This window comes from Methylobacterium sp. PvP105 (genome assembly GCF_017876975.1).
GTDB classification, from domain to species: domain Bacteria; phylum Pseudomonadota; class Alphaproteobacteria; order Rhizobiales; family Beijerinckiaceae; genus Methylobacterium; species Methylobacterium radiotolerans.
Window position 1 is genome coordinate 90,408 of sequence record NZ_JAGIPA010000001.1, and the last position, 24,586, is coordinate 114,993.

Annotated in this window: 18 protein-coding genes; 10 read left to right on the forward strand and 8 right to left on the reverse strand. The window is 70.8% G+C overall.

What is annotated here, in order from left to right; genetic code table 11:
- Positions 1-69 precede the first annotated feature (69 nt).
- The 6 genes from ggt to J3A75_RS00515 form a co-directional block, all read right to left on the reverse strand.
- Complete coding sequence (gene ggt, locus J3A75_RS00490) at positions 70-1,671, reverse strand: gamma-glutamyltransferase (protein ID WP_059408845.1); 1,602 nt, start codon at positions 1,669-1,671, stop codon at positions 70-72.
- Positions 1,672-1,873: 202 nt separating this feature from the next.
- On the reverse strand, positions 1,874-2,797 hold the full coding sequence (locus J3A75_RS00495; protein WP_043074913.1) for an ABC transporter ATP-binding protein: 924 nt from the start codon (positions 2,795-2,797) through the stop codon (positions 1,874-1,876).
- Positions 2,794-3,810, reverse strand: a complete 1,017-nt coding sequence (locus tag J3A75_RS00500) for an ABC transporter ATP-binding protein (RefSeq protein ID WP_127992080.1) — start codon at positions 3,808-3,810, stop codon at positions 2,794-2,796. The genes J3A75_RS00495 and J3A75_RS00500 overlap by 4 nt, the downstream gene beginning before the upstream one ends.
- Complete coding sequence (locus J3A75_RS00505; RefSeq protein WP_024828307.1) at positions 3,807-4,736, reverse strand: ABC transporter permease; 930 nt, start codon at positions 4,734-4,736, stop codon at positions 3,807-3,809. The genes J3A75_RS00500 and J3A75_RS00505 overlap by 4 nt, the downstream gene beginning before the upstream one ends.
- On the reverse strand, positions 4,733-5,677 hold the full coding sequence (locus J3A75_RS00510) for an ABC transporter permease (protein WP_012321987.1): 945 nt from the start codon (positions 5,675-5,677) through the stop codon (positions 4,733-4,735). The genes J3A75_RS00505 and J3A75_RS00510 overlap by 4 nt, the downstream gene beginning before the upstream one ends.
- Positions 5,677-7,164 (reverse strand): ABC transporter substrate-binding protein, encoded by a 1,488-nt coding sequence (locus J3A75_RS00515; protein ID WP_063111952.1) that lies wholly within the window; start codon positions 7,162-7,164, stop codon positions 5,677-5,679. The genes J3A75_RS00510 and J3A75_RS00515 overlap by 1 nt, the downstream gene beginning before the upstream one ends.
- A 403-nt stretch (positions 7,165-7,567) precedes the next feature.
- Between J3A75_RS00515 and J3A75_RS00520 the strand changes: the two genes are divergently transcribed.
- From J3A75_RS00520 to J3A75_RS00555, 8 genes are all read left to right on the forward strand, one after another.
- Positions 7,568-8,107: a PilZ domain-containing protein gene (locus J3A75_RS00520; RefSeq protein ID WP_012321989.1), complete on the forward strand. Its 540-nt coding sequence runs from the start codon at positions 7,568-7,570 to the stop codon at positions 8,105-8,107.
- Between the two features lie 106 nt (positions 8,108-8,213).
- Positions 8,214-8,822: a HupE/UreJ family protein gene (locus J3A75_RS00525; protein ID WP_024828304.1), complete on the forward strand. Its 609-nt coding sequence runs from the start codon at positions 8,214-8,216 to the stop codon at positions 8,820-8,822.
- Between the two features lie 107 nt (positions 8,823-8,929).
- On the forward strand, positions 8,930-9,208 hold the full coding sequence (locus tag J3A75_RS00530; RefSeq protein ID WP_024828303.1) for a winged helix-turn-helix domain-containing protein: 279 nt from the start codon (positions 8,930-8,932) through the stop codon (positions 9,206-9,208).
- Positions 9,209-9,332: 124 nt separating this feature from the next.
- Positions 9,333-10,022: a hypothetical protein gene (locus tag J3A75_RS00535; RefSeq protein ID WP_024828302.1), complete on the forward strand. Its 690-nt coding sequence runs from the start codon at positions 9,333-9,335 to the stop codon at positions 10,020-10,022.
- A gap of 434 nt (positions 10,023-10,456) precedes the next feature.
- On the forward strand, positions 10,457-12,103 hold the full coding sequence (locus tag J3A75_RS00540; RefSeq protein WP_043074916.1) for a porin: 1,647 nt from the start codon (positions 10,457-10,459) through the stop codon (positions 12,101-12,103).
- A 965-nt stretch (positions 12,104-13,068) separates the two neighbouring features.
- Complete coding sequence (locus tag J3A75_RS00545; RefSeq protein WP_063111951.1) at positions 13,069-14,664, forward strand: porin; 1,596 nt, start codon at positions 13,069-13,071, stop codon at positions 14,662-14,664.
- A gap of 308 nt (positions 14,665-14,972) precedes the next feature.
- Positions 14,973-16,355 carry a 2-hydroxycarboxylate transporter family protein gene (locus J3A75_RS00550; RefSeq protein ID WP_024828299.1) on the forward strand — a complete coding sequence of 461 codons (1,383 nt, stop codon included), beginning with the start codon at positions 14,973-14,975 and terminating at the stop codon, positions 16,353-16,355.
- A gap of 24 nt (positions 16,356-16,379) precedes the next feature.
- Positions 16,380-17,687: an MFS transporter gene (locus J3A75_RS00555; RefSeq protein ID WP_024828298.1), complete on the forward strand. Its 1,308-nt coding sequence runs from the start codon at positions 16,380-16,382 to the stop codon at positions 17,685-17,687.
- Positions 17,688-17,700: 13 nt separating this feature from the next.
- Here J3A75_RS00555 and J3A75_RS00560 read toward each other — a convergent pair whose 3' ends face one another.
- Complete coding sequence (locus J3A75_RS00560) at positions 17,701-18,354, reverse strand: GntR family transcriptional regulator (RefSeq protein ID WP_012321996.1); 654 nt, start codon at positions 18,352-18,354, stop codon at positions 17,701-17,703.
- A 114-nt stretch (positions 18,355-18,468) separates the two neighbouring features.
- Here J3A75_RS00560 and tcuA point away from each other — a divergent pair, with 114 nt between their 5' ends.
- Positions 18,469-19,965 carry an FAD-dependent tricarballylate dehydrogenase TcuA gene (gene tcuA, locus J3A75_RS00565; RefSeq protein ID WP_071000430.1) on the forward strand — a complete coding sequence of 499 codons (1,497 nt, stop codon included), beginning with the start codon at positions 18,469-18,471 and terminating at the stop codon, positions 19,963-19,965.
- A gap of 120 nt (positions 19,966-20,085) precedes the next feature.
- A complete protein-coding gene (gene addB / locus J3A75_RS00570) occupies positions 20,086-23,250 on the forward strand; it encodes a double-strand break repair protein AddB (protein ID WP_071000431.1) in 3,165 nt (1,054 codons plus the stop codon).
- A gap of 76 nt (positions 23,251-23,326) precedes the next feature.
- Here addB and J3A75_RS00575 read toward each other — a convergent pair whose 3' ends face one another.
- Positions 23,327-24,556 (reverse strand): acyl-CoA dehydrogenase, encoded by a 1,230-nt coding sequence (locus J3A75_RS00575; RefSeq protein ID WP_209649621.1) that lies wholly within the window; start codon positions 24,554-24,556, stop codon positions 23,327-23,329.
- Between the last annotated feature and the right edge of the window lie 30 nt (positions 24,557-24,586).

Here is a 24,586-nt window from a genome sequence, read left to right on the forward strand (position 1 = left end):
GTGCTGACAAGGCTCGCCGTTGCCCGCACCGAAGGATGAGCGCCGGAGGCGCCCATCCTCACACACGCATCAATACCCCAGCGCCGCCCCATCCTTGCGCGGGTCCGAGCCCGCCGCCAGCGTGCCGGCCTTCCGGTCGATCCAGATGATCTGGCCGCCGCCGAGCGGCAGCGGCGCGCGGATCGCCGGGTGGCCGCGCTCCTTGAGCCCCGCCATCACCGCATCGGGGATCCCGCCTTCCACCTCCAGGCTGCCGCCGTAGGCGAAGCTGCGCGGCGCATCGAGGGCCTCCTGCACGTCGAGGCCCCGGTCGAGCAGGCCGGAGAGCAGCTCGACATGGCCCATGGCCTGGTAGTGGCCGCCCATGACGCCGAACGGCGCGACGGCCTGCCCGTCCTTCATCAGCATGCCCGGGATGATCGTGTGCATCGGCCGCTTGCCCGGCCCGACGCTGTTCGGGTGGCCGCCCTCCGTGCGGAACGATAGGCCGCGGTTGTGCAGCAGCACGCCGCTCTCGGGTGCCAGGATGCCGGAGCCGAAGCCCTGGAAGATCGAGTTGATCAGCGACAGCGCGTTGCCGTCCCGGTCGACCACGCAGAGATAGACCGTGTCCTTGTGGGCGCGGCCCTCGGCCATCTCGCGGGCGATCTCGGGATAGATCTCGGGCTCCCGGGCCCGGCCCATGTCGATCGCCCCGTGGGCGGCGGCTTTCCAGGCGTCGGAGAGCAGGTGCTCGATCGGCACGTTGGCGAGGGCGGCGTCGCCGAACAGGACGTCGCGGTGATGGTAGCCCTGCTTGCACACCTCGGCGAAGAGGTGGAGCCGGTCGAGGTCCGAGAGGGCGCCGACGTCGTAGTGCGAGAGCACGTTGAGCATCATCAGCGCCGCCAGCCCCTGGCCGGCGGGCGGGCACTCGTAGACGTCGTAGCCGCGGTAGCGGGTCGAGACCGGCGTGACGATGTCGGGCCTGGCGGCCGCGAAGTCGTCCAGGGTGTGCAGGCCGCCGAGGGCGTTCAGCCGGCTCACCATGTCCTCGGCGACGGGGCCCGTGTAGAAGGCGCGCGCACCCGCCTCGGCGATCGCCCGGAGCGTCGCGGCGAGCTTCGGCAGACGGACGACGCTGCCGATCGCCGGCGGTCTCCCGCCGGGCAGGTAGGTCTCGGCGGCGTGCGGGTCCGCGGCGACGCGCTCGGCGCCGCGCAGCCAGTCCCAGCCCACCCGCTGCTGGACGACGAACCCGTCCTCCGCGTAGCGGATCGCCGGCTGGAGCAGCTCGCCGAGGGAGCGGGTGCCGTGCTCGCGCACCAGCAGGTCCCAGGCCGCGACCGCGCCCGGCACCGTCACGGCGTGCGGCGAGGTCGGCGTGATCCCGACGCCGTGCTCGGCGTACCATTCGGGCGTGGCGGCGGCCGGCGCCCGGCCCGAGCCGTCGAGGGCGATCGGCTTGCTGGCGCCGGCGGGGGCGTAGAGGGCGAAGCAGTCGCCGCCGATGCCGGTCATCAGCGGATCGACCACGCATTGCACGGCCACCGCCGCGATGCCGGCATCGACGGCGTTGCCGCCCGCGCGCAGCACCTCGACGGCGGCGAGCGTCGACAGCGGGTGCGAGGTCGCGACGGCGGCGTTGGCGGCGTAGACCGGGGAGCGGCCGGGGGCGGAGAAGTCTCTCACGGGATGTCCTGCTGTGATGACCGCCTCAGGGAGACGGGATGGCTTGATCCAAGACGCGACCTCATCCTGAGGTGTAGGAGCGCAGCGGAGGCCTCGGAGGAGGGCCCCAGGGATCCCAAGGCCGGCCTGAGCTATCCCGCGAGGCTCGCTGCGCTCGCACCTCAGGATGAGGGAGGAGGGCGGGAAAGAGAATGTAAGCCTGTCACGCGTGCTGCCCCGCGGGCAGCGCCACCCAGTGCCCCGGCGCCACCTCGGTGAGCGGCCCATCCGGCGGCTGGTCGTGGCCGGCGAGGTCCCGCGCGGCGAGGCGGGCGCGCTCCTCGGCCGGGTGCGGGACCGGCACGGCGGCGAGCAGGCGGCGCGTGTAGGGATGGCGCGGATCCTCGTAGAGGGCATCGGCCTCGGCGAGTTCGACGATCCGCCCGCGCCAGAGCACCGCCACCCGGTGGCAGAGGTAGCGCACCATCCGCAGGTCGTGGGAGATGAACAGGTAGGAGAGGCCCATCTCGTCCTGCAGATCCTGAAGCAGGTTCACCACCTGCGCCTGGATCGAGACGTCGAGCGCCGCGATCGGCTCGTCGGCGACGATGAAGCTGGGTTTCAGGGCGATCGCCCGGGCGATGCAGATGCGCTGCCGCTGGCCGCCCGAGAACTGGTGCGGGTAGCGCCCCATGAAGCGCGGATCGAGTCCGACCCGCTGGAACAGGGCCGCTACGGCCTCCCGCCGCTCCGGACCCCGCATATCCCGCCGGTGCAGCTTGAAGGCCTCCGCGACGTACTCCCCGGCGCTCATCCGCGGGTTTAGGGCCGCGTAGGGGTCCTGGAACACGGTCTGGATGCGCGCGCGCATCCTCCGCATCGCCCCCGCCGAGAGCTTGGCGAGGTCGGTGCCCTCGAAGGCGATCGTGCCCGAGGTCGGCGGGTTGAGCATGGTCACGGCCCGGCCGATGGTCGACTTGCCGGACCCGGATTCGCCGACGAGGCCGAGGGTCTCTCCGGGGCGGATGTCGAAGCTGACCCCCTCGACGGCGCGGAACACCGAGGCCTTGCCGCCCCACCACGAGCGGAGGGGATAGTGCTTGGACAGGTCGCGCACCGAGACGACCGGGTAATCCTGCCCGCTCATCGTGCGGCCTCCCGGCTCAGGAGCTTCGGCAGGTCGTACCAGGCGGCGACGAGGTGGCCCGGAGCGGCACCGGGCGCCTGCGCCAGGGACGGCATCTCGGCCCGGCAGCGGGGCGTGGCGAAGGCGTTGCGCGGCGCGAAGGGATCGCCCGGCGGCGGGTGGCGCATGTCCGGCGGCGCGCCCTCGATCTGGTGCAGGCGCCGCCGCCCGGCCCGGCCGCCGGACAGGTCCGGCAGGGAGCGCAGCAGCCCCAGCGTGTAGGCGTTGCGCGGATCCGAGAAGATGTCGTCGACCGGGCCGCGTTCCAGGATCCGGCCGGCATACATCACCTGCACGGTGTCGCTGATGCCGGCCACCACGCCGAGATCGTGGGTGATCCAGATGATCGCCATGCCGAGCTCGCGCTTCAGCTCCTGCACCAGGGCGACGATCTCGGCCTGGACGGTGACGTCGAGGGCGGTGGTCGCCTCGTCGGCGATGAGCAGCTTCGGGCGGCAGCTGAGACCGATGGCGATCATGACCCGCTGGCGCTGGCCGCCGGAGAACTCGTGCGGGTACTGGTCGAGGCGGGCGGCCGCGTTCGGGATGCGCACGAGATCGAGCAGGTCCTTCGCCCGGGCGCGGGCCGCGCGGGCGTCGAGGCCCAGATGGATGCGCAGGGGCTCGACGATCTGCGCCGCCACGGTCATGCCGGGGTTGAGCGAGCTCATCGGGTCCTGGAAGACGAAGCCGATCGCGCCGCCGCGGATCTTTCGGAGTTCCCGCTCCTTCAGGGCGAGGAGGTCGCGGCCCTCGAACAGCACCTGCCCGCCGGTGATGCGGCCGGGCGGGCGCGGGATCAGGCCCAACATGGCGAGCACGTGCACGCTCTTGCCGGAGCCCGACTCGCCGACGATCCCCAGCGTCTCCCCCTCGTGCAGGGTGTAGGACACGCCGTTGACCGCGTGGACCGCGCCGCCGTCGGTGTCGAAGGCGACCGCGAGGTCGCGGACGTCGAGGAGGGGCTTGGTCATGTGCGCTGCCTCGGGTCGAGGGCGTCCCGCAATCCGTCGCCGAACAGGTTGAAGGCGAGCACCGCCAGGAAGATCGACAGGCCCGGCCAGATCGCCATCCAGGGCGCCTCGTCCATGAAGTTCTTGGCGGTGTTGAGCATCGCGCCCCAGGACGGTTCCGGCGGCTGCTGGCCGAGACCGAGGAAGGACAGGCTCGCCTCCGCGATGATCGCGGCCGCGATGGTGAGGGTCGCCTGGACGAGGATCGCCGGGACGATGTTGGGCAGGATGTGGACCCGGGCGATCCGCCAGGGCGGGTTGCCCATGGCGCGGGCCGCCTCCACGAACTCCTCCGCCGCCACGGCGCGCACCTGCGCCCGGGTTAGCCGGATGAAGGTCGAGGTCGCCGACAGGCCGATGGCGATCATCGCGTTGACGAGGCTCGGGCCCAGGAAGGCGGCCAGCGCGATCGCCAGGATCAGGAACGGGATCGCCAGGAGCGCGTCGGTGAGCCGGGAGATCGCGCCGTCGATCCAGCCGCCCGCGTAGCCGGCGAGCAGGCCGAGGGGCAGGCCGAGGGAGACGGCCAGCGCCACCGAGACGAGGCCGGCGCCGAGCGAGGCCCGGGCGCCGAAGATGATCCGCGAGAGCACGTCGCGCCCGACCTCGTCGCCGCCGAACGGGTGCGCGAGGCTCGGCGCGCCGCGGACATTGCCCCAGTCGGTGGCGGTGGGGTCGTAGGGGGCGATCCAGGGCGCGAACGCCGCCATCAGCACCAGCAGGCCGACGATGATGAGGCCCGCGACCGCGCTCCGGCGCGCGCGCAGGCGCCGCCAGAAGGCCGCGAGGGTGCCGGGTTCCTGAAGGATGGCGGGGGCGGGGGTACCGGACGGGGCGGACTCCAGGCCGACCGCCTCGGCGCGGGCGATCTCGCTGCCGGTGCTCATGCCCGCCTCAGCTTCGGATTGACGGCGGCCGAGAGCAGGTCGGCGGCGAGGTTCAGGGCGATGTAGGTGGCCGCCGTGCAGATCACGACGCCCTGCACGGTGGCGAAGTCCCGGTTGAAGACGGCATCGACCATCAGCTTGCCGAAGCCCGGCACGGAGAACACTTGCTCGGTGAGCACCGCCCCGGACAGGAGCTGACCGAACTCCAGCGCGCCGAGGGTGATGATCGGGATCGCGGCGTTGGGCAGCGCGTGCCGGAGGGTAACGCGCAGGGGCGAGACGCCCTTGGCGCGGGCCGTGCGGACGTAGTCGGAGCCCAGCACGCCCAGCATCGCCGCGCGGGTGTGGCGCATCATCACCGCCGCGATGGCGTTGCCGAGCACGAAGGCCGGCATCACCATGGCGGCGAGGTTGTCCGACAGGCTCTCGAAGGGCGAGACGTAGCCGGAGGCCGGCAGCCAGCCGAGCTCGACCGAGAACAGCAGGATCAGCAGGATCCCGAGCCAGAAATTGGGCACCGACAGCCCCCAGAGGGCCACGCCGTTGGCGATCGTGTCGGCGGCCTGACCGCGCCTGACCGCCGAGAGCACGCCCATGGGCACGCCGATGGCGAGCGCCACCAGCATGGCGAGGCAGGCGAGTTCCAGCGTCACCGGCAGCTTCTCGACGATCAGCTCCGAGACCGGCTTCTGCAGCCGGATCGACTCGCCGAGATCGCCCCGCAGCACGCCGCCGGCCCAGTACGCGTAGCGCACCGGCAGGGGCTCATCGAGGTGGTACTTCTCGCGGATGAAGGCGATCACCTGCGGGTCGCGCTCCTCGCCGGTGAGCGCGGTGGCGACGTCGCCCGGCAGCAATTGCTGCAGGGCGAAGATGATCATCGAGGCGAGGATCAGGGTCGGGACCGCCAGGGCGAGGCGACGCGCCAGGAACCGCAGCATCAGTTCAGCTTCAGCCCGGTGAAGCGCACCAGCCCGTCCGGGTAGGGCACGAAGCCCGTGATCTTCTGGCTGTAGGCCCAGAGCAGCTTGCGGTGCAGAATGTAGATGCCCGGCCGGTCCTTCAGGACCTGATCGGCCAGGGCCTTCCAGGCGGCCTTGCGCTTGGCCGGATCGACGGTGCCGCGCTCGGCCTGGAGCGCCGCGTCGGCCTCGGGGCTGCAGTACTTGGGATAGTTCAGCGCCGCCTTGCAGGCCAGGAAGCTGAACGTGTTGCCGTCCGGGTCCGAGCGGCCGCTCCAGGAATAGAGCTGCGCCTCGTAATTGCCCTTGTCGGCGGCATCGAGCGCGGTGGTGAAGTCCACGGCCTGGATCTTCACGTCGAAGCCCGCCTCCTTGGTCATGGCCTGGATCACCTGGCCCACCTGCGGCGACTCGCTGTTGGCGTAGACGGTCAGGGTGATCTGCGGGTTCGGCTTGCCGGCTTCGGCCAGCAGCGCCTTGGCCTTGGCGACGTCCCGCTTCGGGATCGGGTACTCGGCGACGTAGTTCGGGTTCTTCGGGTTGACCCACTGGTTCCCGGCCAGGAACTCGCCGTTGTAGACGACCTGGTTGATGGCGTTGCGGTCGATGGCCGCCTCGAAGGCGGCGCGCACCTTCGGGTCGGAGACCGGCGAGCCGGCCTTGTTGGGGTTGAACAGGATCTCCTGGAAGCCGAGCTCGGTGGTCGAGTCGAGCTTCAGCTTGGCGTCGCGCTTCACCTGCGCCACGTCGGTGGGGGCGAGCCGTTCAAGCAGGTCGAGCTGCCCGGCGCGCAGGTTGGTGAGCCGCACGGTGGCGTCGGGGATCGGCCGGAACTCGACCCGCTGGATGTGGATCGCGTCCTTGTTCCAGTAGTCGGGAAAGCGCTCGACCACGATCCGGTCCTGCGGCACCCGCTCCACGAACTTGTACGGTCCGGCGCAGACCGGCGCGGTGGCGAACTTGTCGCCGAGCCGTTCGGCGGCCTTGGGCGAGACCATCATGCCGGCCCGGTCGGTGAACTGCGCCAGCAGCGGCGCGAAGGGCTGCTTCAGGTTGATCCGGAAGGTCAGGTCGTCGACGACGTCCACCGAGTCGATCGGCGCGATCTCCGAGCGGCGCTGCGAGCCCGGCATCTTCATGTGCCGCTCGATCGAGAACTTGGCCGCCGCGGCGTCGAGCTTCTCGCCGTCGTGGAACAGGACACCCGGGCGCAGGTGCATGGTCAGCGCCTTCTCGTCGGGCGACAGCTCCCAGGAGGTGGCGAGCTGCGGCACCGGCTTCAGATCGGGCCCGATATCCACGAGCTTGTCGCAGAGCGCCGCGAACACCATCCGGCTCGCGAAGGTCCGGGCGAGCGTCGGGTCGAGGGCGTCCGGATCCTCCATCATGCCGTAGCGCAGGGTCTGCGCGGCGGCGGGGCCGGCGAGGACGAACCCGGCGAGGAGACAAGCGGCGAGACGCAACATGAGACCGGTCCGGATGGCGGCGGGAGGAGCGGTGCGGATCGGCCGCGTCCGTTCCAGGAGCGACCGGCAGTGTTGCGCGGCCGTGTGGCATGCACAATCCCAAGGCAGCATCCGTGCCATAGGGTCAAGATGCATCTTGTATTCAGTTGGTGGCGCGATCGCACCGCCGCGGTCGGCGGCCCTCGGAGCGCGACGTTCGCGCACCCCGCGCCGAGCGCCGAGGTGGGACGGAAAGGTTGGTTCCGCGCCGTGCGGCCCGGCATCGGGAACGCGGCCCGCCGGAGATCGGGATAAGGCCAATTTTACGGTTTGCCTGAACAGCCCGGAAAAATCTCGGGCCCCAGAAGGTCACCGATGTCTTCTTCATGATGATACGGGTGCGATGGTTCGGCGGCACATCGTCATGTTGCCTGCTCTGTGCTGGAACCAGCGGCGTCGCGATTTCTACGCCGTGACCGCCGACGTCTCGACCGAGGGTATCCGGTTCCGATCCTCCTCGCTCCTGGCGCCGGGTGAGGATCTCACCTGCAGCATCCGCCATATCGGGACGCTCGAGGCCCGCATCGCCCGCGTGGCCGGCCAGGAATTCATCGTCTGTGTCCGGGGCGGGCGCGCGATCCTCACCGATCTCGCCCGGCAGTTCGTGACGCTGGCGCGCGCCCAGGATCTGCAGCCCGAGCCGGTCCGGGCTCACCGGCGAATCGTACCGAGGCAGAAGATCGTCCAGGTCACGACCGCGACGGGCGAGGCCTTCCAGGGCCACGTCCTCAATGTCTCGGCCTCCGGCGTCGCCCTGCTCGTCGACCACGAGCTGGAGATCGGAGCGATGATCCGCGTCGGGCGAAAGACCGCCACGGTGATGCGCCACTTCACCCACGGCGTCGGGGCCGCCTTCTCGGAGCCGTTCGCCCCATCCGCGGTCCACGAGGCGATGTCGCTCTGAGGCCCCGGCTCGCGGCGCCGCCGCGCGGCCGCATCATCGTTCGCCGGCCCCTCGCAGCGGCGGCGGAAGGGCGCTACATCTTCGCGGGTCCAGCGAAGGATCCTCGATGAAGCGCCTGCTCTCCTCCCGACCCGCCGCATCCCTGGCGCTCCTGCCGGCGGCACTCATCCTGCTGCCCCAGGCGGCGCTCGCCCACCCGGGCCACGGCGCCGCGACGGGCGCGGAGGCGGGCTTCCTCCATCCGCTTCTGGGCGCCGACCACGTGCTCGCGATGGTCGCGGTCGGCCTCCTCGCCAGCCTGCGCGGCGGGCGGGCGCTCTGGGCGCTGCCCCTGTCGTTCCTGGCGCTGATGAGCGTGGGGGCGGGCCTGGGCCTGGCCGGCGTGGTGCTGCCGCATGTCGAGATCGCGATCGCGCTGTCCATCGTCGTGTTCGGTCTCGCCGCCGTCGTCGGCCTCCGCGCGCCGGTCGCCCTGCTGGCCGCTCTGGTCGGCGTCTTCGCGGTGTTCCACGGCTACGCCCACGGGGCCGAGATGCCGGAGACCGCTTCCGGCCTCTCCTTCGGCCTCGGTTTCCTCGCGGCCACCGCGCTCCTGCACGCCGCGGGGATCGGCGTCGGCGTCGCGGCGTCGCGGATCGGAGCGACGCGGGCCGCCCCGGCCCTCGGCGCCGGCCTCGCCGCGGCCGGCCTCGCGCTGCTGGCGCTCCCCGCCTGAGCGCCTCACCCGGCCCGCTCCGGAGCCCCGCCCCGGCCGCGGGCGAGGCGCCCCGGCTCAGCATCCGCATCGATCTCGGACCGGGACACCGCCTCGGTCCCGGCAAGGTGCGGCTTCTCGAGATGATCGCCGAGCACGGCTCCATCGCCGGCGCGGGCCGCGCGCTCGGCATGTCGTACCGCCGGGCGTGGCTGCTGGTGGAGGCGATGAACACCGGCTTCGGCCGGCCCGTGGTCGAGGCGCAGACCGGCGGCCGGGCCGGCGGGGGCGCGCGCCTCTCCGCCCTGGGCGCCGACGTGGTGCGCCGGTACCGCGCTGTGGAGGCGGCCGCGGAGGCGGCGGCCGCGCCGTTCCTGAGTCGCCTGGGAGAGGCCGGGGACGCGTAACCGGGCCGGGCGCGGGCGCGAAACCCGGGTGCGATGTCACAGGCCCTCCAGGGCTGTCGTCACGCGATCCCGCCCCACGTCCCGCCGGTCGCGACGATCCCGGCAGCGAGAAGAGATAATACCCATGGCAAAACTCACGACGCTCGCACTGATGGGCTTGCTGGCCGTCACCACCGCTGCGCAGGCGGCGCCGAAGGTCGAGCGCCTGCGCGGCACCGTCGAGGCGGTCGCGGGCGGCGGCTTCACGCTGAAGACGATCGACGGCGCGTCGGAAACCGTGGGGCTCGCCCCCGACGCGAAGGTCTCCTGGGTCGTTCCGTCGAGCCTCGACGCGATCAAGGACGGCGTCTTCATCGGCACCGCCACGAAGGGCGAGCCGCCGGTGGCCCTGGAGGTGGTGCTGTTTCCCGAGGCGATGCGCGGCACCGGCGAGGGACACTACGACTGGGACATGATCCCCGACCGCACCGCGGGCGGCGCGCCGGTGAAGAGCGCCATGACCAACGGGACGGTGAAGACGGACATGCGCTCGACCGCGCCGGACGCGCCCCGCGTGAAGAGTGCGATGACCAACGGGACGGTGAAGGCGAGCGGCGGCGGGGCGGAGCGGACCCTCACGGTCGATTACGGCCAGGGCCAGTCCCTGCAGATCCTGGTGCCGCCGCAGGCGCCGGTCGTCAGCTTCGAGCCCGCCAGCGCCTCGGCCGTGACGCCCGGCGCCAAGGTCTTCGTGATCGCCGCGCGCGGGGATGACGGGCGCATCACCGCCCGGCGCGTCGCCGTCGGCAAGGATGGACTGACGCCGCCCATGTGAGTCGGTCCATGGTGAGGCCGCCGCCCGACACATCCACGAGCGGCGGCCTTCCGGTGCCGCCGCGCCGGCGAATCGCCTGAGACGGCGAGAGCCCGCCCGGACCCGGATCGGGTCCGGGCGGGCCGCTGCCCGTCGGAGCGGCAGGTCAGCCGCTCAGGACAGCATTCGTGCACATTCGGCGAACCATTGCCGACTAAAGCACCCCGAGAATGTTGCCAGGCCGCAACATCGCGCTGGAACTGCCGAGGCGGCCGCGAATCCTCGTTGCTCGCAGAAACCCGTTCGCACATGGTGATCGTGCACGGGGGCATCGCCAAGCGAGAGCCCGCAGGAGCCTGCCACTTAAGACGCGGGCCAAACCTACAGAACGTGCGGCTAGACCCGGATAACCGGGCACGTCCGCATCATTGGGTCTCGAAGCTTTGGAGATGTCTATGAAGCTCTTGAAGAGCTCATTGCTCGGGTCTGCTGCTGCGTTCGCGGCGGTGGGTGCTGCTCATGCCGCCGACCTGCCGGTCAAGAAGGCGGTCCCGATCGAGTACGTCCGCGTCTGCGGCGCCTACGGCGCAGGCTTCTTCTACATTCCCGGCACCGACACCTGCCTGCGTCTCTCCGGCCGCGCCCGGTTCGAGGGCGGCTACATGACCAGCTACTCGCGTCAGGGCAGCAACGGCGACACGTCGGGCTACCAGGGCCGGATGCGCATCAACCTCGATGCCCGCACCCAGACCGCCTACGGCACGCTGCGCGCCTTCGTCCGCCTCGATGCCGGCTCACGCACGGGCTACTCCGGCGTCGGCACCTCCGGCACCCAGCAGCGTATCGGCCAGGCCTTCCCGGGCCTCGGCATCGATCAGTTCGGCCGCGCCCAGCAGTTCGTGAACGTCGACAAGGCGTTCATCCAGTTCGCCGGCATGACCGCCGGTCGCGCCTCGTCGTTCTTCGACTTCTACGCCCACGACTTCGAGTTCGCCGGCGCCACGCTCGGCTCCGACATCGCCTCGACCAACCTGCTCGCCTACACGGCCACGCTCGGCAACGGCCTGTCCGCGACGATCTCGGCCGAAGATCCGGTCTTCCGCCGCAGCGTGATCTTCTCGCAGACGAACAACCCGGGCGGCGTGACGGTCAACGCCAACATCGCGAACTTCGCACAGTCCCAGTCGCCGGCCGAGGTGTTCATCGGCTACACCAACGGCGTGCCGACCCGGTACAGCTTCGTCGACGTGATCCAGCGCTCGCGCATGCCCGACTTCGTCGGCGCCCTGCGCCTCGACCAGGCCTGGGGCTCCGCTCAGGTCTCGGCCGCCGTCCACGAGCTGAACGTCGGCAACGTGGCGAACGGCGCCGGCACCGGCACCGGCTCGAACGTCAGCATCCCGCACACCAGCAACTCGTACGGCTGGGCGGTGCAGGGCGGCCTGAAGATCAACACGCCGTTCATCGCGCCGGGCGACGCCCTCTACCTGCAGGGCGCCTACGGCTCCGGTGCGCAGATGTACACCGGCTACTGCGCCTTCAGCGGCTGCTACTCGCAGAACCCGGCCACCATCCAGGGCCAGAAGTTCGCGCAGTACATGAACGACGCGACGCTCAACCCGTTCACGGGGCAGCTGGAGCAGTCCACGAGCTTCACCGCGACGGCCTCGTACCTCCACTACTGGTCGCCGGAGTGGCGCTCGGCCTTCTTCGGGTCGTACGGTGAGATGAGCTACAGCAGCGGTGCCCGTCTTGCCCAAGGCGCGGCCTTCGCGCTCGCCAACCCGACCGGTAACTCCTTCGGCGTGAACGGCGTCGGCGTGCCGGGCACCCGGTTCTTCCAGCTCAGCGAGGCGCTGCGCGACACCTACCAGTTCGTGGCGGGCGGCAGCATCATCTGGTCGCCGGTGAAGGACCTCGATATCGGTGTCGAGGGCTTCTACACCCAGATCGGCGTGAAGAACGGCCGCGTGATCGACCGCGACAAGAGCCCGACGGCCTACGCGAACGTCGCCGGCATCAACAACGGCACCTTCGTGCCGCGGACCACGACGGCGGACAGCGTCTCCACCTTCCGCTTCCGCGTCCAGCGCGACTTCTAAGCCACTCCACCGGCGCCGGGGCTTCGGCCTCCGCGCCGGTCCCCGTGCTTCAGAAACCTCAAGGCTCGGCTTCGGCCGGGCCTTTTTCGTTGTGTCGGGCCGCTCCCGGCCCGTGAGGCGGTCTGCCCGCGGACGAGGTCGCCGACGCGATCCGGCGCGACCGCCGCCGCGCCGTCGTGGCGTCGCGCGGAGCGGTGACCGGGCGCGGGTCCGCTGACGGAACCGCCGTTCCCGGGCGGGCACAGTCCGGCGTCCCGCCGGGCGACTCGCTGCGCGTGCCCCGGTCGATGACCTGCCGGTGAGGAGCGCCGGCGCTGCTCCGCGCCGCGCGCGGGCAGCTGACGCTGCGCGGCCTCGTTTGACCGGTTCCACTGTCCGAGCGTGCTCCGCTTCTATCCAGCCGAAACGGTGCCGCCGCGTCGTGCGGCGCACGCCATCCGACGGACAATCCGGTCTTCAGGCCGACGAGCCGGACAAGCGCGGCACGCGCTTCGAATCGATTGCCGGCGGCCGCAGGTCCGCTGCGGGACGCCGAGCCGGTTTCGACCGCGGCCGCGATGACTCACTGGCCGGATGCGGCCCGCGCGACAGCCCTGACCCGCCTTCCGGACCGGCGCCCGTCGATTGGTGGGGATCGCGCGAGAGAACTTGAAATAACACTATCTGACCTGCGCCTTTAATCTTCGGGTCGGCTGATAAAATCAGTAATGATCGATCTTTCTTGTATTATTTTGGCGCGTCTTGTTGCGATCGTACAACATTATCTTGGAAGATCGGAGAAAAGATCGAATCTTTGTTGCGCGCACGACGGCCGATGCACAGTGTATCCCGGCAAATGGGCCACAGAACCGTCGTAGCAAGCTAGAACTACCCAGAAGTCCGTGAGATAATCACAGATTATACTTGGAATTTCCGGTCTTGCTCATCCGTTTGCGAGATTTGAGCTTCAAAATCCGGAGACGTCGATGCCGTTACTGAGATCATCGCTGTTGGGGTCTGCTGCCGCGTTCGCGGCCGTGGGCGCTGCACACGCCGCCGACTTGCCGATCAGGAAGGGTGTGCCGGTCGAGTACGTCCGCGTCTGCGGCGCGTACGGCGCAGGCTTCTTCTACATTCCCGGCACCGATACCTGCCTTCGCATCTCCGGCCGTGCCCGGTTCGAGGGCGGATACATGACAGCGTCGACGCGGCAGGCCGGAACGAACGCCGGTGACAGTGCGGGCTATCAGGGCCGTCTGCGCATCAACCTCGATGCCCGCACGCAGACCGCCTACGGCACGCTGCGCGCCTTCGTTCGCCTCGATGCCGGGTCCCGCACCGGGTACGCGCGCTCGGGGACCCAGGCCCGCATCGGGCAGGCCTACGACGCCACGGGCGTCGACGAGGCCGGGCACGCGCAGCAATTCATGAATGTGGACAAGGCGTTCATCCAGTTCGCCGGCCTCACGGCCGGTCGCGCGTCGTCCTTCTTCGACTTCTACGCCCACGACTTCGAGATCTACGGCGCGACCTCCGGCTCGGATGTCTCCTCCACCAACCTTCTCGCCTACACGGTGTCGGCCGGCTACGGCCTGTCGGCGACGCTGTCGGTCGAGGACCCGGTCTTCCGGCGCAGCCCGATCTACGCGCCGGCCGGCACCGCGTCGCCGGCGAGCCCGGTCTTCGTCGGCTACTTCGGAGGTGCCCCGATCGGGGTCGGCAGCATCGACAGCGTCCAGCGCGAGCGGTTGCCCGACGTCGTCGGCGTCCTGCGCGTCGATCAGGGTTGGGGCTCGGCGCAGCTCTCCGCCGCGGTGCACGAGCTGAACGTGGGCAACATCGCGGCGACGCCCGCGCCGGGCGCCAATGTCAGCGTCGCGCACACCAAGAGCGTCGAGGGCTGGGCCGTGCAGGGCGGCCTGAAGATCAACGCACCCTTCGTCGCGCTGGGGGATGCCCTCTATCTCCAGGGCGCCTACGCCGACGGGGCGCAGATGTACACGGGGTACTGCGCCTTCACCGGCTGCTACACGCAGCTCAACAACGGCTTCCATGGCCAGAAGATCTACCAGAGCTTCTCGGACGCGACGGTCAACCCGTTCACCGGCCAGCTGCAGACATCGCAATCCTTCTCGGCGGTCGCGTCGTTCCTGCATTACTGGACGCCGGAATGGCGCTCGGCGGTCTTCGGCTCCTACGGAGAGCAGGATTTCTCCCGCAATGCCCGCCTCGCCCAGGGCGCGCTCTACAACGTCCTGAACTTCAACGGCGCCGCCAATTTCGGCTCCAACGCGGTCGGCGCGCCCGGAACGCGCTTCTACCAGTTGAGCCAAGCTCTGCGCGACACCTACCAGTTCGTCGCAGGCGGCAGCATCATCTGGTCGCCCGTGCGCGATCTCGATATCGGCGTCGAGGCCTTCTACACCCAGATCGGCGTGAAGCACGGACGCGCCATCGACTCCGATAAGAGCCCCACCGCCTACGCCAACGTCGCCGGCATCAACAACGGCACCTTCGTCCCGCGCACCGTGACGCAGGACTCGGTCTCGCAGGTCCGCTTCCGCGTCCAGCGCGACTTCTGATCGACGATCCCGGCGGCGGGGCCTCGGTCCCGTCGCCTGTCCCCGCGCGATGCCGTCATGGCCCGGTCGACGCCGGGCCATCTCCGTGCCCGGTGACCACGACGGAGCCGGGGTCTTAATCCCGGCCGACGGGACAGGTCGCGTCCTTTGTTCCCTGGATCGCGTTGCCGCCCCTTATCCGCGCTGCTACGCCGGAGATCACTCAATCCGCCGCCAATCGTGCGGGACTCGACGAATCGCGGTTCAGGCCGCGGTCGCGAGGGCGCGGCGAAACGGCCCGCAAGCGGTCAGAGATCCGGGGGGACGCCATGACCAGCACCGCATCACCGAGCCCGATCCCCTCGCCGGCAGAGGGGCGGGTGGAGAACGGGCGCGCGGCCCGGTTCTGGCCGGACGTTTGGTGGCGCCTGATCGACTTTAAGATCGGCATCATACCGCTCCCGATCTTCGTCATTCTGGCGATCCTCCTCACCGTCCTGGTTCAGGAGGGCGAGATCAAGCCCGACGGGCCGACCATGATCGCCGTGCTGGTGATGGGCGGCTTCACCTGCGCGGAGATCGGCAAGCGGATCCCCATCTTGAAGAACATCGGTGCCGGCGCGATCTTCGCGACCTTCATCCCGTCGGCGCTGGTCTACTACGCGCTGGTGCCGCCGCAGATGGTGAAGGCGATCACCGATTTCACCAAGTTCACCAACTTCCTCTACATCTACATCGCCACGATCATCGTCGGCTCGATCCTCGGCATGGACCGCGAGGTCCTGATCAAGGGCTTCCTCAAGATCTTCGCGCCGCTCGCCCTCGGCTCGGTGGCGGCGGCCCTGGTCGGCACGCTGGTCGGCACGCTGCTCGGCCTCGGCCCCTACAAGACGTTCTTCTTCATCGTCGTGCCGATCATGGCCGGCGGCGTCGGGGAGGGGGCGATTCCGCTCTCCATCGGCTACGCGGCGATCCTCGGCCTGCAGCAGGGCGTGGTCTTCGCCCAGGTGCTGCCGCCGGTGATGCTGGGCTCCCTGACCGCGATCATCCTGTCGGGAGCCCTGAACTCCGTCGGCAAGCGCTACCCGCACCTCACCGGCGAGGGCCGTCTCCAGCCCGATTCCGACGGCATCAAGTCGAGCGACGCCCAGGCCAGGGCCGAGGCCGCCAAGGGCCAGATCGACCCCGCGACGATCGGCGCGGCCGGGCTCACGGCGATCACCCTCTACCTGCTCGGTGTCATGGCCCATCACCTCGTCGGCCTGCCGGCGCCGGTGGCGATGCTGTTCCTCGCCGTTCTGGCGAAGCTCGCCAGCGCGGTGTCGCCCCACCTCCAGGCCGGCGGCTTCGTCGTCTACAAGTTCGTGCAGGTCTCGATGACCTACCCGCTGCTCTTCGCCATCGGCGTGGCGCTCACCCCCTGGCACGAGCTGATGGCCGCCTTCACCCTGGTCAATCTGATCACGATCGTGTCGACCGTCGTGACGCTGATGGCAGTCGGCTTCTTCGTCGGCCGCTGGCTCGGGATGTACCCGATCGAGACCGCCATCGTGAACGCCTGTCACAGCGGTCAGGGCGGCACCGGCGACGTGGCGATCCTCACGGCGGCGAACCGCATGGCGCTGATGCCCTTCGCGCAGATCGCCACCCGCATCGGCGGCGCGCTGACCGTGACCGGCACGATCGTCGCCATGAAGTGGATCGGTGCCTGATGGGCACCCGGAAAGGACGTCGTCATGGCCGGTGATCCCGGGGCCGTCGGGGCCACGCTCCAGTCGAGGATCGGCGCGATCCTCCGCTCGACGAGCGGCAACTTCCTGGAGATGTTCGACTTCTTTCTGTTCGGGTTCTACGCCACCTACATCGCGCGGGCGTTCTTCCCCTCGGGCAACGAGACCACCGAGCTGCTCCTAACCTTCGGCACGTTCTGGCTCGGGGCGCTGATGCGGCCGCTCGGGGCGATCGTGCTGGGCGCCTATATCGACCGGATCGGTCGCCGGAAGGGCCTGATCATCACGCTCGCCATCATGGCGAGCGGCACGGTGCTCATCGCCTTCTGCCCGAGCTACGACACGATCGGCGTCGCGGCCCCGCTGATCGTCCTCGCCGGGCGCCTGCTGCAGGGCTTCTCGGCGGGCGTCGAGATCGGCGGCGTCTCGATCTACCTGTTCGAGATCGCCACGCCCGGTCGGCGCGGCTTCTACACGTCGTTCCAGTCGGCGAGCCAGCAGGTGGCGATCATGTTCGCCGCCCTGATCGGCTACGGGCTGAACGCCTTCCTGACCAAGCAGCAGATCGGCGATTTCGGCTGGCGCATCCCGTTCCTGATCGGCTGCCTGATCGTGCCGTTCATCTTCTTCATCCGGCGCTCGCTCCAGGAGACGCAGGACTTCGCCAAGCGGACCCACCATCCGAGCACCCGCGAGATCCTGACCACGGTGGCGGCCAACTGGCGGATCGTCCTGCTCGGCATGATGCTGACCACGATGACGACGGTGACCTTCTACATGATCACCGTCTACACCCCGACCTTCGGCAGGAACGTCCTCAAGCTCACCGAGACCGACAGCCTGATCGTCACGCTGTTCGTGGCGATCACGAACTTCATCTGGCTGCCCGTGGGCGGGGCCCTGTCGGACGCCGTCGGCCGGAAGCCGGTGCTGCTGACGATCTCGACCCTGTCGCTGCTGACGACCTACCCGGCCCTGCACTGGCTCGTGGCCGACCCGACCTTCGGCAAGATGCTCGCCGTCGAGCTGTGGTTCTCGTTCTTCTTCGGCGTCTACAACGGCGCGATGGTGGTCTCCCTCTCCGAGGTGGTGCCGCCGCACGTCCGCGCGAGCGGCTTCTCGCTGGCCTACAGCCTCGCCACCGCGCTGTTCGGCACGGCCACGCCGATGGTCTCGACCTTCCTGATCGAGAAGACCGGCGACCGGGCGGCGCCGAGCTACTGGCTGATGGCGGCGGCCGCCTGCGGCATCGTCGCGACGCTCGCCCTGTTCCGGGGCCGGGCGGGACTGGAGCGCGTGCCCGCCCACGCCTGAGGGCCGGGGCCGCTCAGCTCTCCTGCCAGATCCGGATCCGCGCCTTGAAGGCGGCGCGGATATGGGCCCGGGCGGCGGCCTCGGCGGCATCCCCGTCGTGGACCCGGATCGCCGCCACGATGGCGGCGTGCTCGGCGAGCGACTCCGCGGCGCGATCCGGGGCCGCCAGGGTTGTGGCGCCCGGCAGCAGCACCAGCGACAGCCGCATCGTCTCCAGCGTGCTCTGCAGGAAGCGGTTGCGCGCCGCCCCGTGGATCTGCCGGTGGAACAGCCGGTTGGTCCGGGCCAGCGCGGGCGCGTCCCCGAGCAGCGTCCGGTCCCGGGCGACCATCTCCTCCAGGATCTCGGTCTCGACCGCGCTGGCGTGGATCGCCGCGAGGCGCGCGGCCGTCCCCTCCAGCACCTCGCGCAGGTCGTAGAGCTCGCTCACCTGGCCGTAGTCGAGCTGCGCCACGCTGGCGCCGCGATGCGGCTCGTGGGCGACGAGTCCCTGCGCCTCCAGCCGGCCGAGGGCTTCCCGCACCGGCGTGCGGCTGATCTGGAACCGCTCGGCGAGTTCGGCCTCGCGCAGGCGGCTGCCGGGCGCGAGTTCGCCCTCCTCGATCGCCCGCAGCAGCCGCTCATAGGCGCCGGCGCCGCTGGAGCGCTCCGCTTCGCTGGCCTTCATGTCCGGCTCTCCTCGCTCGGCCATAGCGCGAAACCGAGGGGGCCGAAACGCTTGCCGCCAATTGCATGCAGTCGTATACAATGAGGCGAGAGAGGCCGGTGAGAGGAGGCAGGGATGCAGCGTCCGGACGATGCGCGGTGGGATGTGGTCGTGGTCGGGTCGGGCAATGCCGCCATGAGCGCCGGTCTCGCCGCCCTGGAGCGCGGCGCCTCGGTGCTGATGATCGAGAAGGCCGAGCGGGACCTCGCCGGCGGCAACACCGCCTACACGGCCGGCGCCATGCGCTTCGTCTACGCGGGCAACGACGACCTGATTCCGCTGCTGGTCGATCCCGAGGATCCGCGCCTGCCGCGGACCGATTTCGGCGCCTACACGGCGCAGAAGTTCGAGGAGGACCTGCTCGGCTTCAACGACGGGCGGCCGCTCTCGCGCGAGCAGCGCATCCTGATCGACGAGAGCGGCGCGGCTCTGCGCTGGCTCGCCACGCAGGGGGTGAAGTTCGAGCCGATCTATTCCCGCCAATCCTTCGAGAAGGACGGGCGCTTCGTGTTCTGGGGCGGCCTGACGCTCGCCACGCACGACGAGGGCTTCGGGCTCGCACGGGCCGAGCTTGAGGCCTTCACGAGGGCCGGCGGCGAGATCCGCTACGGCTGCCCGGCCCGGGGGCTGATCGTGGAGGACGGGCGCGTCGTCGGCGTGGAGACGCCGCAGGGGCCGGTCCGGGCGGCGTCCGTGGTGCTGGCCTGCGGCGGCTTCGAGTCGAACGCCGCCCTCCGCACGCGCTTCATCGGCGCGGGCTGGGACAGGGCGCGGGTGCGCGGCACGCCCCACAACCAGGGCGACGGGCTCCAGATGGCCCTGGACCTCGGCGCGAAGGCCCACGGCTTCTACGGCGGCTGCCACGCCACGCCGATGGACCTGCACACCCCCGCTTACGGCAACCTCGACCTGCCGCACGGCGAGCGCAAGCACTACCGGAAGATCTGCTACTTCCTGGGTCTGATGCTGAACGCGAACGGCGAGCGCTTCGTCGACGAGGGCAAGAATTTCCGCAACTACACCTACGCCCAGTTCGGCCGCTCGATCATGGAGCAGCCCGGGCACGTGGCGTGGCAGATCTTCGACGCCAAGGTCGATCACCTGCTCTACAGCGAGTACCGGTTCCACGACGCGCACTACGTCGAGGCCGACACGCTGGACGGGCTCCTCGAGCGGCTCGAGGGCATCGACCGGGCGGCGGCGCGGCGGACCATCGCGGCGTTCAACGCCGCCGTGGACGAGAGCGTGCCGTTCGATCCGACCGTGAAGGACGGGCGCGGCACACGGGGGCTCGCCCTGCCGAAGTCGAACTGGGCGCAGAAGATCGAGACCGGGCCGTTCAAGGCCTACCCGGTCACGGGCGGCATCACCTTCACCTACGGCGGCGTCGAGGTCGGCGACGACGGCGGCGTGGAGCGCGCGGACGGCGGCGCGATTCCCGGCCTCTACGCCTGCGGCGAGATGGTCGGCGGCGTCTTCTTCAACGGCTATCCCGGCGGTTCGGGGCTGACCTCCGGCGTCGTGTTCGGCCGCCGCGCCGGCTACGGCGCCGCCGCGAGGGCGAAGGGCTGAGGTCCGCGGCGGAACGCGCCCGGATCCCTGACCTACGCGGGGTGGGGGGAGCCGCGCGATCGTTTCCCCAGCGGCCCATCGCCCCCTGTCCGCGAGCCCGGCGGGGGCGTAGAAGCCCCCATGCCCGCCCGACAGGCCGTCTTCACCATCTCCCGCGGCGTTCCGTTCCTGCCGACGCTCGCCGAGGCGCTGCTCTCCGGCCGCCTCGTCGGTCCGGTGGCGGGCGATCCGCTGGCCCTCGCCGCGGTCACGATCTACCTGCCGACCCGCCGCGCGGCCCGGGCCCTCGGCGCGATCCTGGCCGAGAGGCTCGGCCGGGACGCGCCCGGCCAGGCGACGCTGCTGCCGCGGATGATACCCCTCGGCGAGGCCGACGAGGCCGAACTCGACCTCGCCGCCGAGCCGCTGCTGGAGGAGAACGCCGACCCCCTGAGCATCCCGATGCCGCCGCTGGAGCGTCGTCTGATCCTGGCCCGCCTCGTCCAGGCCTGGGCCAAGACCGTCGACCGGACGCTGCTGCCGCTGGATGCCGAGGTGCCGTTCCTCGTGCCGTCCTCCCCCGCCGACGCCGTCGGGCTCGCCGGCGATCTCGAGCGCCTGATGGACGCGCTCACCGTCGAGGGCCTGCCCTGGTCGGAGATCGGCGCGGCCGTCGAGGCCGAGTATTCCCGCTATTTCGGCCTGACCCTCGACTTCGTGAAGATCGCCGCCGAGAACTGGCCGAAGCTCCTGGCCGAGCGGGGACTCGCCGATCCGGTCGCCCGCGCCCGCGGGCTCGTCCTCGCGGAGGAGCGGCGCCTGTCGCGCAGCGCGACCCAGGACCCGGTGATCGTCGCCGGGTCGCTGGGCTCCGTGCCGGCCACGGCCCGGCTCATCGCCGCCGTGGCCAAGCTGCCCCACGGCGCCGTGGTCCTGCCCGGGCTCGATCTCGACCTCGACGCGGCCGGATGGGACGGCATCGACACCGGCGAGGGCTTCTCCCGCGTGATCGCGCACGGCCACCCGCAGGCGGTGCTGCACCGGCTGCTCGGGCCGGAGAACCTCAACATCGGCCGCGCGGAGGTCGTCGCCCTCGGCGAGCCCGATGCCGGCCAGGCGGCGCGGGCCGCGCTCCTGTCGCAGGCCCTCCGTCCGGCCGACACCACCGATGCGTGGGCCGCCCTCGACCCGGCCGAGCGCGACACCGTTGCCCGCCTGGGCCTCGACGGGCTCGCGCTCGCCGAGGCGGCCGACGAGCGCGAGGAGGCGCTGGTCGCGGCGCTGGCGCTGCGCGAGACCCTCCAGACCCCCGGCGCCACCGCGGCCCTCATCACGCCCGACCGCGGGCTCGCCGGCCGGGTCGCCGTCGAACTGCTGCGCTGGGGCATCGTGGCGGAGGATTCCGCCGGATTGTCCCTCGCCGGAAGCGCCGCCGGGCGGCTCGCCCGGCTCGCGGCGGAACTCGCCGCCGACCTCGCGCGCGATCAGGCCGACGCGATCCCCGCCCGGCTGATCGCACTGCTCTCCCATCCGATGGTCCATCTCGGGCTGCCGCGCCCCGACGTGGTCCGGGGCGCCGCGGCCCTGGAGATCGGGTTGCTGCGCGGCCCGGTCCCGGCCCCGGGCTTCGACGGCCTGCGCAAGGCCCTCGCCGCCGAGCGCGCCGGACCGCCCGAGCACCGGCCCCGGGCCAAGCGCCGCCTGAAGGACGTCGACTGGGAGCTGGCGGCGGACCTGCTGGACCGGCTGGATGTGGTGTTCCGGGATTTTCCGGGCCCGGACGGGGCCGGGGATTGCGACCTCGTCACCACCGCCACGGGGCACCGGGAGGCGTGCGACCGCCTGATCGCCGGGCCGGAGGACGCTTCCCCGGCGGAGACGGACGGATCCCTGTCCTGCCTCGACGCGCTGTTCGACGACTTGGAGATGGCCGAACCCGGCCTGATGCCGGGGCGGTTCGACGATTACGCCACCTTCTTCACGTCGCTGGCCCGGGAGCGCAAGGTCGCTTGCTCGGGCGAGGCGCCGCATCCGCGCCTGCGCATCCTCGGGCTGCTGGAGGCGCGCCTGCTCTCGGTGGACCGCGTGGTGCTCGGCGGGCTGGACGAGGGCGTCTGGCCGGTGCGCACGCTGACCGACTCGTTCCTCAACCGGCCGATGCGCGAGCGGGTCGGCCTCAATCCGCCCGAGCGGCGGATCGGGCAGATGGCCCACGACTTCGTGCAGGCGCTCGGCTGCCGCGACGCGGTGATCACCCGGGCGCTGAAGCGGGAGGGCGCGCCGACCGTGCCGTCGCGCCTGATCCAGCGCCTGCGCGCCCTCTCGGGCGATGCCCGCTGGGACGCCGTCCTGCGCGCGGGGCGCCGGATCACGGGCCTCGCCGCGCGGCTCGACGCGGCGCCGCCGGAGCCGCGGCTGAAGCGCCCCGCGCCGAAGCCGGACCCGGCCCTGTTCCCGCGCTCGCTCAGCGTCACCGAGATCGAGACGCTGGTGCGCGATCCCTACAGCATCTTCGCCCGCCACGTTCTCGGGCTCGATCCCCTCGATCCCCTGGCGGCGGCGCCGGGCGTCGCCACCCGCGGCTCCCTGGTGCACGACGTCTTCGCGGAGTTCGCCGCACGCCACCCGGCGGACCTGCCGCCGGACGCGGCGGAGCGTCTGCTGAACCTCGCGGTGAACGCCTTCGGCGAGATCGAGGCGGAGTACCCGAACCTCTACGCCGAGTGGTGGCCGCGCTACGAGCGCATGGCCTCGGCCTATCTCGATTGGGAGGCGCAGCGCCGGCCCGGCCTGACCCGGGTCTACCCGGAGGTCTCCGGGCGCTGGGTGATCCCGATGGGGCGCGAGACCTTCACGCTGCGCGCCCGGGCCGACCGGATCGAGCTGCGGCCGGACGGCACCGCCTGCATCGTCGACTACAAGACCGGGACGCCGCCCTCGGCGAAGATGATCTTCACCGGGTTCTCGCCGCAGCTCACCCTGGAGGCGGCGATGCTGATGCACGGCGCCTTCGCGGACCTCCCGGCCGCGAAGACGACGCCGGACCTGCTCTACGTCCACGCCTCGGGCGGGCGGAAGCCCTTCGTCCCGATCCCGGTGAAGCCGCCCCGGGGCGAGGAGCGCGGCGTGGAGGCGATCGTGGCCGAGCACGCCGCGCGGCTCAAGGGGCTGGTGGCCCGGTTCATGACCGGCGAGGCGGCCTACACGGCGCGGCCCTACCCGCAATATGCCAGCAAGTACGGCGCCTACGATCACCTGGCCCGGGTGCTCGAATGGTCGCTCGCCGGCGACGAGGGCGGGGAGTAAGCCCACCCCAGCGCTGCGGTGATATCCCGCCCGCACCTCAGGATGTGGGTGCGGGTGGGAGGCGCGTTCCTGGATCTCAGAAGAACGCCTGCAGCCCCGTCTGCGCCCGGCCCAGGATCAGGGCGTGGACGTCGTGGGTGCCCTCGTAGGTGTTCACCGTCTCGAGGTTCTGGGCGTGGCGCATCACGTGGTACTCGCCCATGATGCCGTTGCCGCCGTGCATGTCCCGGGCGGTGCGGGCGATGTCCAGCGCCTTGCCGCAATTGTTGCGCTTGACCAGCGAGATCATCTCCGGGGCCATCCGGCCCTCGTCCATCAGCCGCCCGACCCGGAGCGAGGCCTGCAGGCCCAGCGCGATCTCGGTCTGCATGTCGGCGAGCTTCTTCTGGACGAGCTGCGTCTGCGCCAGGGGCCGGCCGAACTGCTTGCGCTCCAGGGTGTAGCTGCGGGCGCGGTACCAGCAATCCTCGGCGGCGCCCATCGCGCCCCACGAGATGCCGTAGCGCGCCCGGTTGAGGCAGCCGAACGGCCCCTTGAGCCCCGAGACGTTCGGCAAGAGCGCATCCTCGCCGACCTCGATGCCCTCCATGACGATCTCGCCGGTGGTCGAGGCGCGCAGGGACAGCTTGCCCTTGAGCGTCGGTGCGGACAGGCCCTTCATGCCCTTCTCGAGGACGAAGCCGCGGATTGCGCCCTCGTGCGCGTCGGACTTCGCCCAGACCACGAACACGTCCGCGAAGGGCGCGTTCGAGATCCAAATCTTGGCGCCGGAGATCCGGTAGCCGCCGTCGATCTTCTCGGCCTTGGTCTTCATCCCGGCCGGGTCCGAGCCGGCATCGGGCTCGGTCAGGCCGAAGCAGCCGATCCACTCGCCCGAGGCGAGCTTCGGCAGGAACTTCTGCCGCTGCTCCTCCGAGCCGTAGGCGTGGATCGGGTACATGACGAGGGAGGACTGCACGCTCATCATCGAGCGGTAGCCGGAATCCACCGCCTCGACCGCCCGCGCCACCAGCCCGTAGGCCACGTAGGAGGCGCCCGCGCAGCCGTACTCCTCGGGGAGGGTCACGCCGAGGAGACCGAGTTCGCCCATCTTCCGGAACAGGCCGGGATCGGTCTTCTCGGTGGCGTAGGCCTCGACGATCCCCGGGAGAAGCTGCTCCTGCGCGAAGCTCTGGGCGACGTCGCGGATCGCCCGCTCGTCCTCGGTGAGCTGATCCTCCAGCAGGAAGGGATCGTCCCAGACGAAGCGGGCCGAGGCCGGGGCCGACGGTGAGGCGCTGCCCGGAGGGCGCATCGGAGCGTTCATCGAAATTCCTCGCCTGCAGGGAAGCGCGGG

Coding starts and splice junctions, on each gene's coding strand:
- J3A75_RS00495 (WP_043074913.1), bottom strand. CDS start 2,797: ATGAGCGGGCAGGATTACCCGGTCGTCTCGGTGCGCGACCTGTCCAAG.
- J3A75_RS00500 (WP_127992080.1), bottom strand. CDS start 3,810: ATGACCAAGCCCCTCCTCGACGTCCGCGACCTCGCGGTCGCCTTCGAC.
- J3A75_RS00505 (WP_024828307.1), bottom strand. CDS start 4,736: ATGAGCACCGGCAGCGAGATCGCCCGCGCCGAGGCGGTCGGCCTGGAG.
- J3A75_RS00510 (WP_012321987.1), bottom strand. CDS start 5,677: ATGCTGCGGTTCCTGGCGCGTCGCCTCGCCCTGGCGGTCCCGACCCTG.
- J3A75_RS00515 (WP_063111952.1), bottom strand. CDS start 7,164: ATGTTGCGTCTCGCCGCTTGTCTCCTCGCCGGGTTCGTCCTCGCCGGC.
- J3A75_RS00520 (WP_012321989.1), top strand. CDS start 7,568: ATGTTGCCTGCTCTGTGCTGGAACCAGCGGCGTCGCGATTTCTACGCC.
- J3A75_RS00525 (WP_024828304.1), top strand. CDS start 8,214: ATGAAGCGCCTGCTCTCCTCCCGACCCGCCGCATCCCTGGCGCTCCTG.
- J3A75_RS00535 (WP_024828302.1), top strand. CDS start 9,333: ATGGCAAAACTCACGACGCTCGCACTGATGGGCTTGCTGGCCGTCACC.
- J3A75_RS00540 (WP_043074916.1), top strand. CDS start 10,457: ATGAAGCTCTTGAAGAGCTCATTGCTCGGGTCTGCTGCTGCGTTCGCG.
- J3A75_RS00545 (WP_063111951.1), top strand. CDS start 13,069: ATGCCGTTACTGAGATCATCGCTGTTGGGGTCTGCTGCCGCGTTCGCG.
- J3A75_RS00550 (WP_024828299.1), top strand. CDS start 14,973: ATGACCAGCACCGCATCACCGAGCCCGATCCCCTCGCCGGCAGAGGGG.
- J3A75_RS00555 (WP_024828298.1), top strand. CDS start 16,380: ATGGCCGGTGATCCCGGGGCCGTCGGGGCCACGCTCCAGTCGAGGATC.
- J3A75_RS00560 (WP_012321996.1), bottom strand. CDS start 18,354: ATGAAGGCCAGCGAAGCGGAGCGCTCCAGCGGCGCCGGCGCCTATGAG.
- tcuA (WP_071000430.1), top strand. CDS start 18,469: ATGCAGCGTCCGGACGATGCGCGGTGGGATGTGGTCGTGGTCGGGTCG.
- addB (WP_071000431.1), top strand. CDS start 20,086: ATGCCCGCCCGACAGGCCGTCTTCACCATCTCCCGCGGCGTTCCGTTC.
- J3A75_RS00575 (WP_209649621.1), bottom strand. CDS start 24,556: ATGAACGCTCCGATGCGCCCTCCGGGCAGCGCCTCACCGTCGGCCCCG.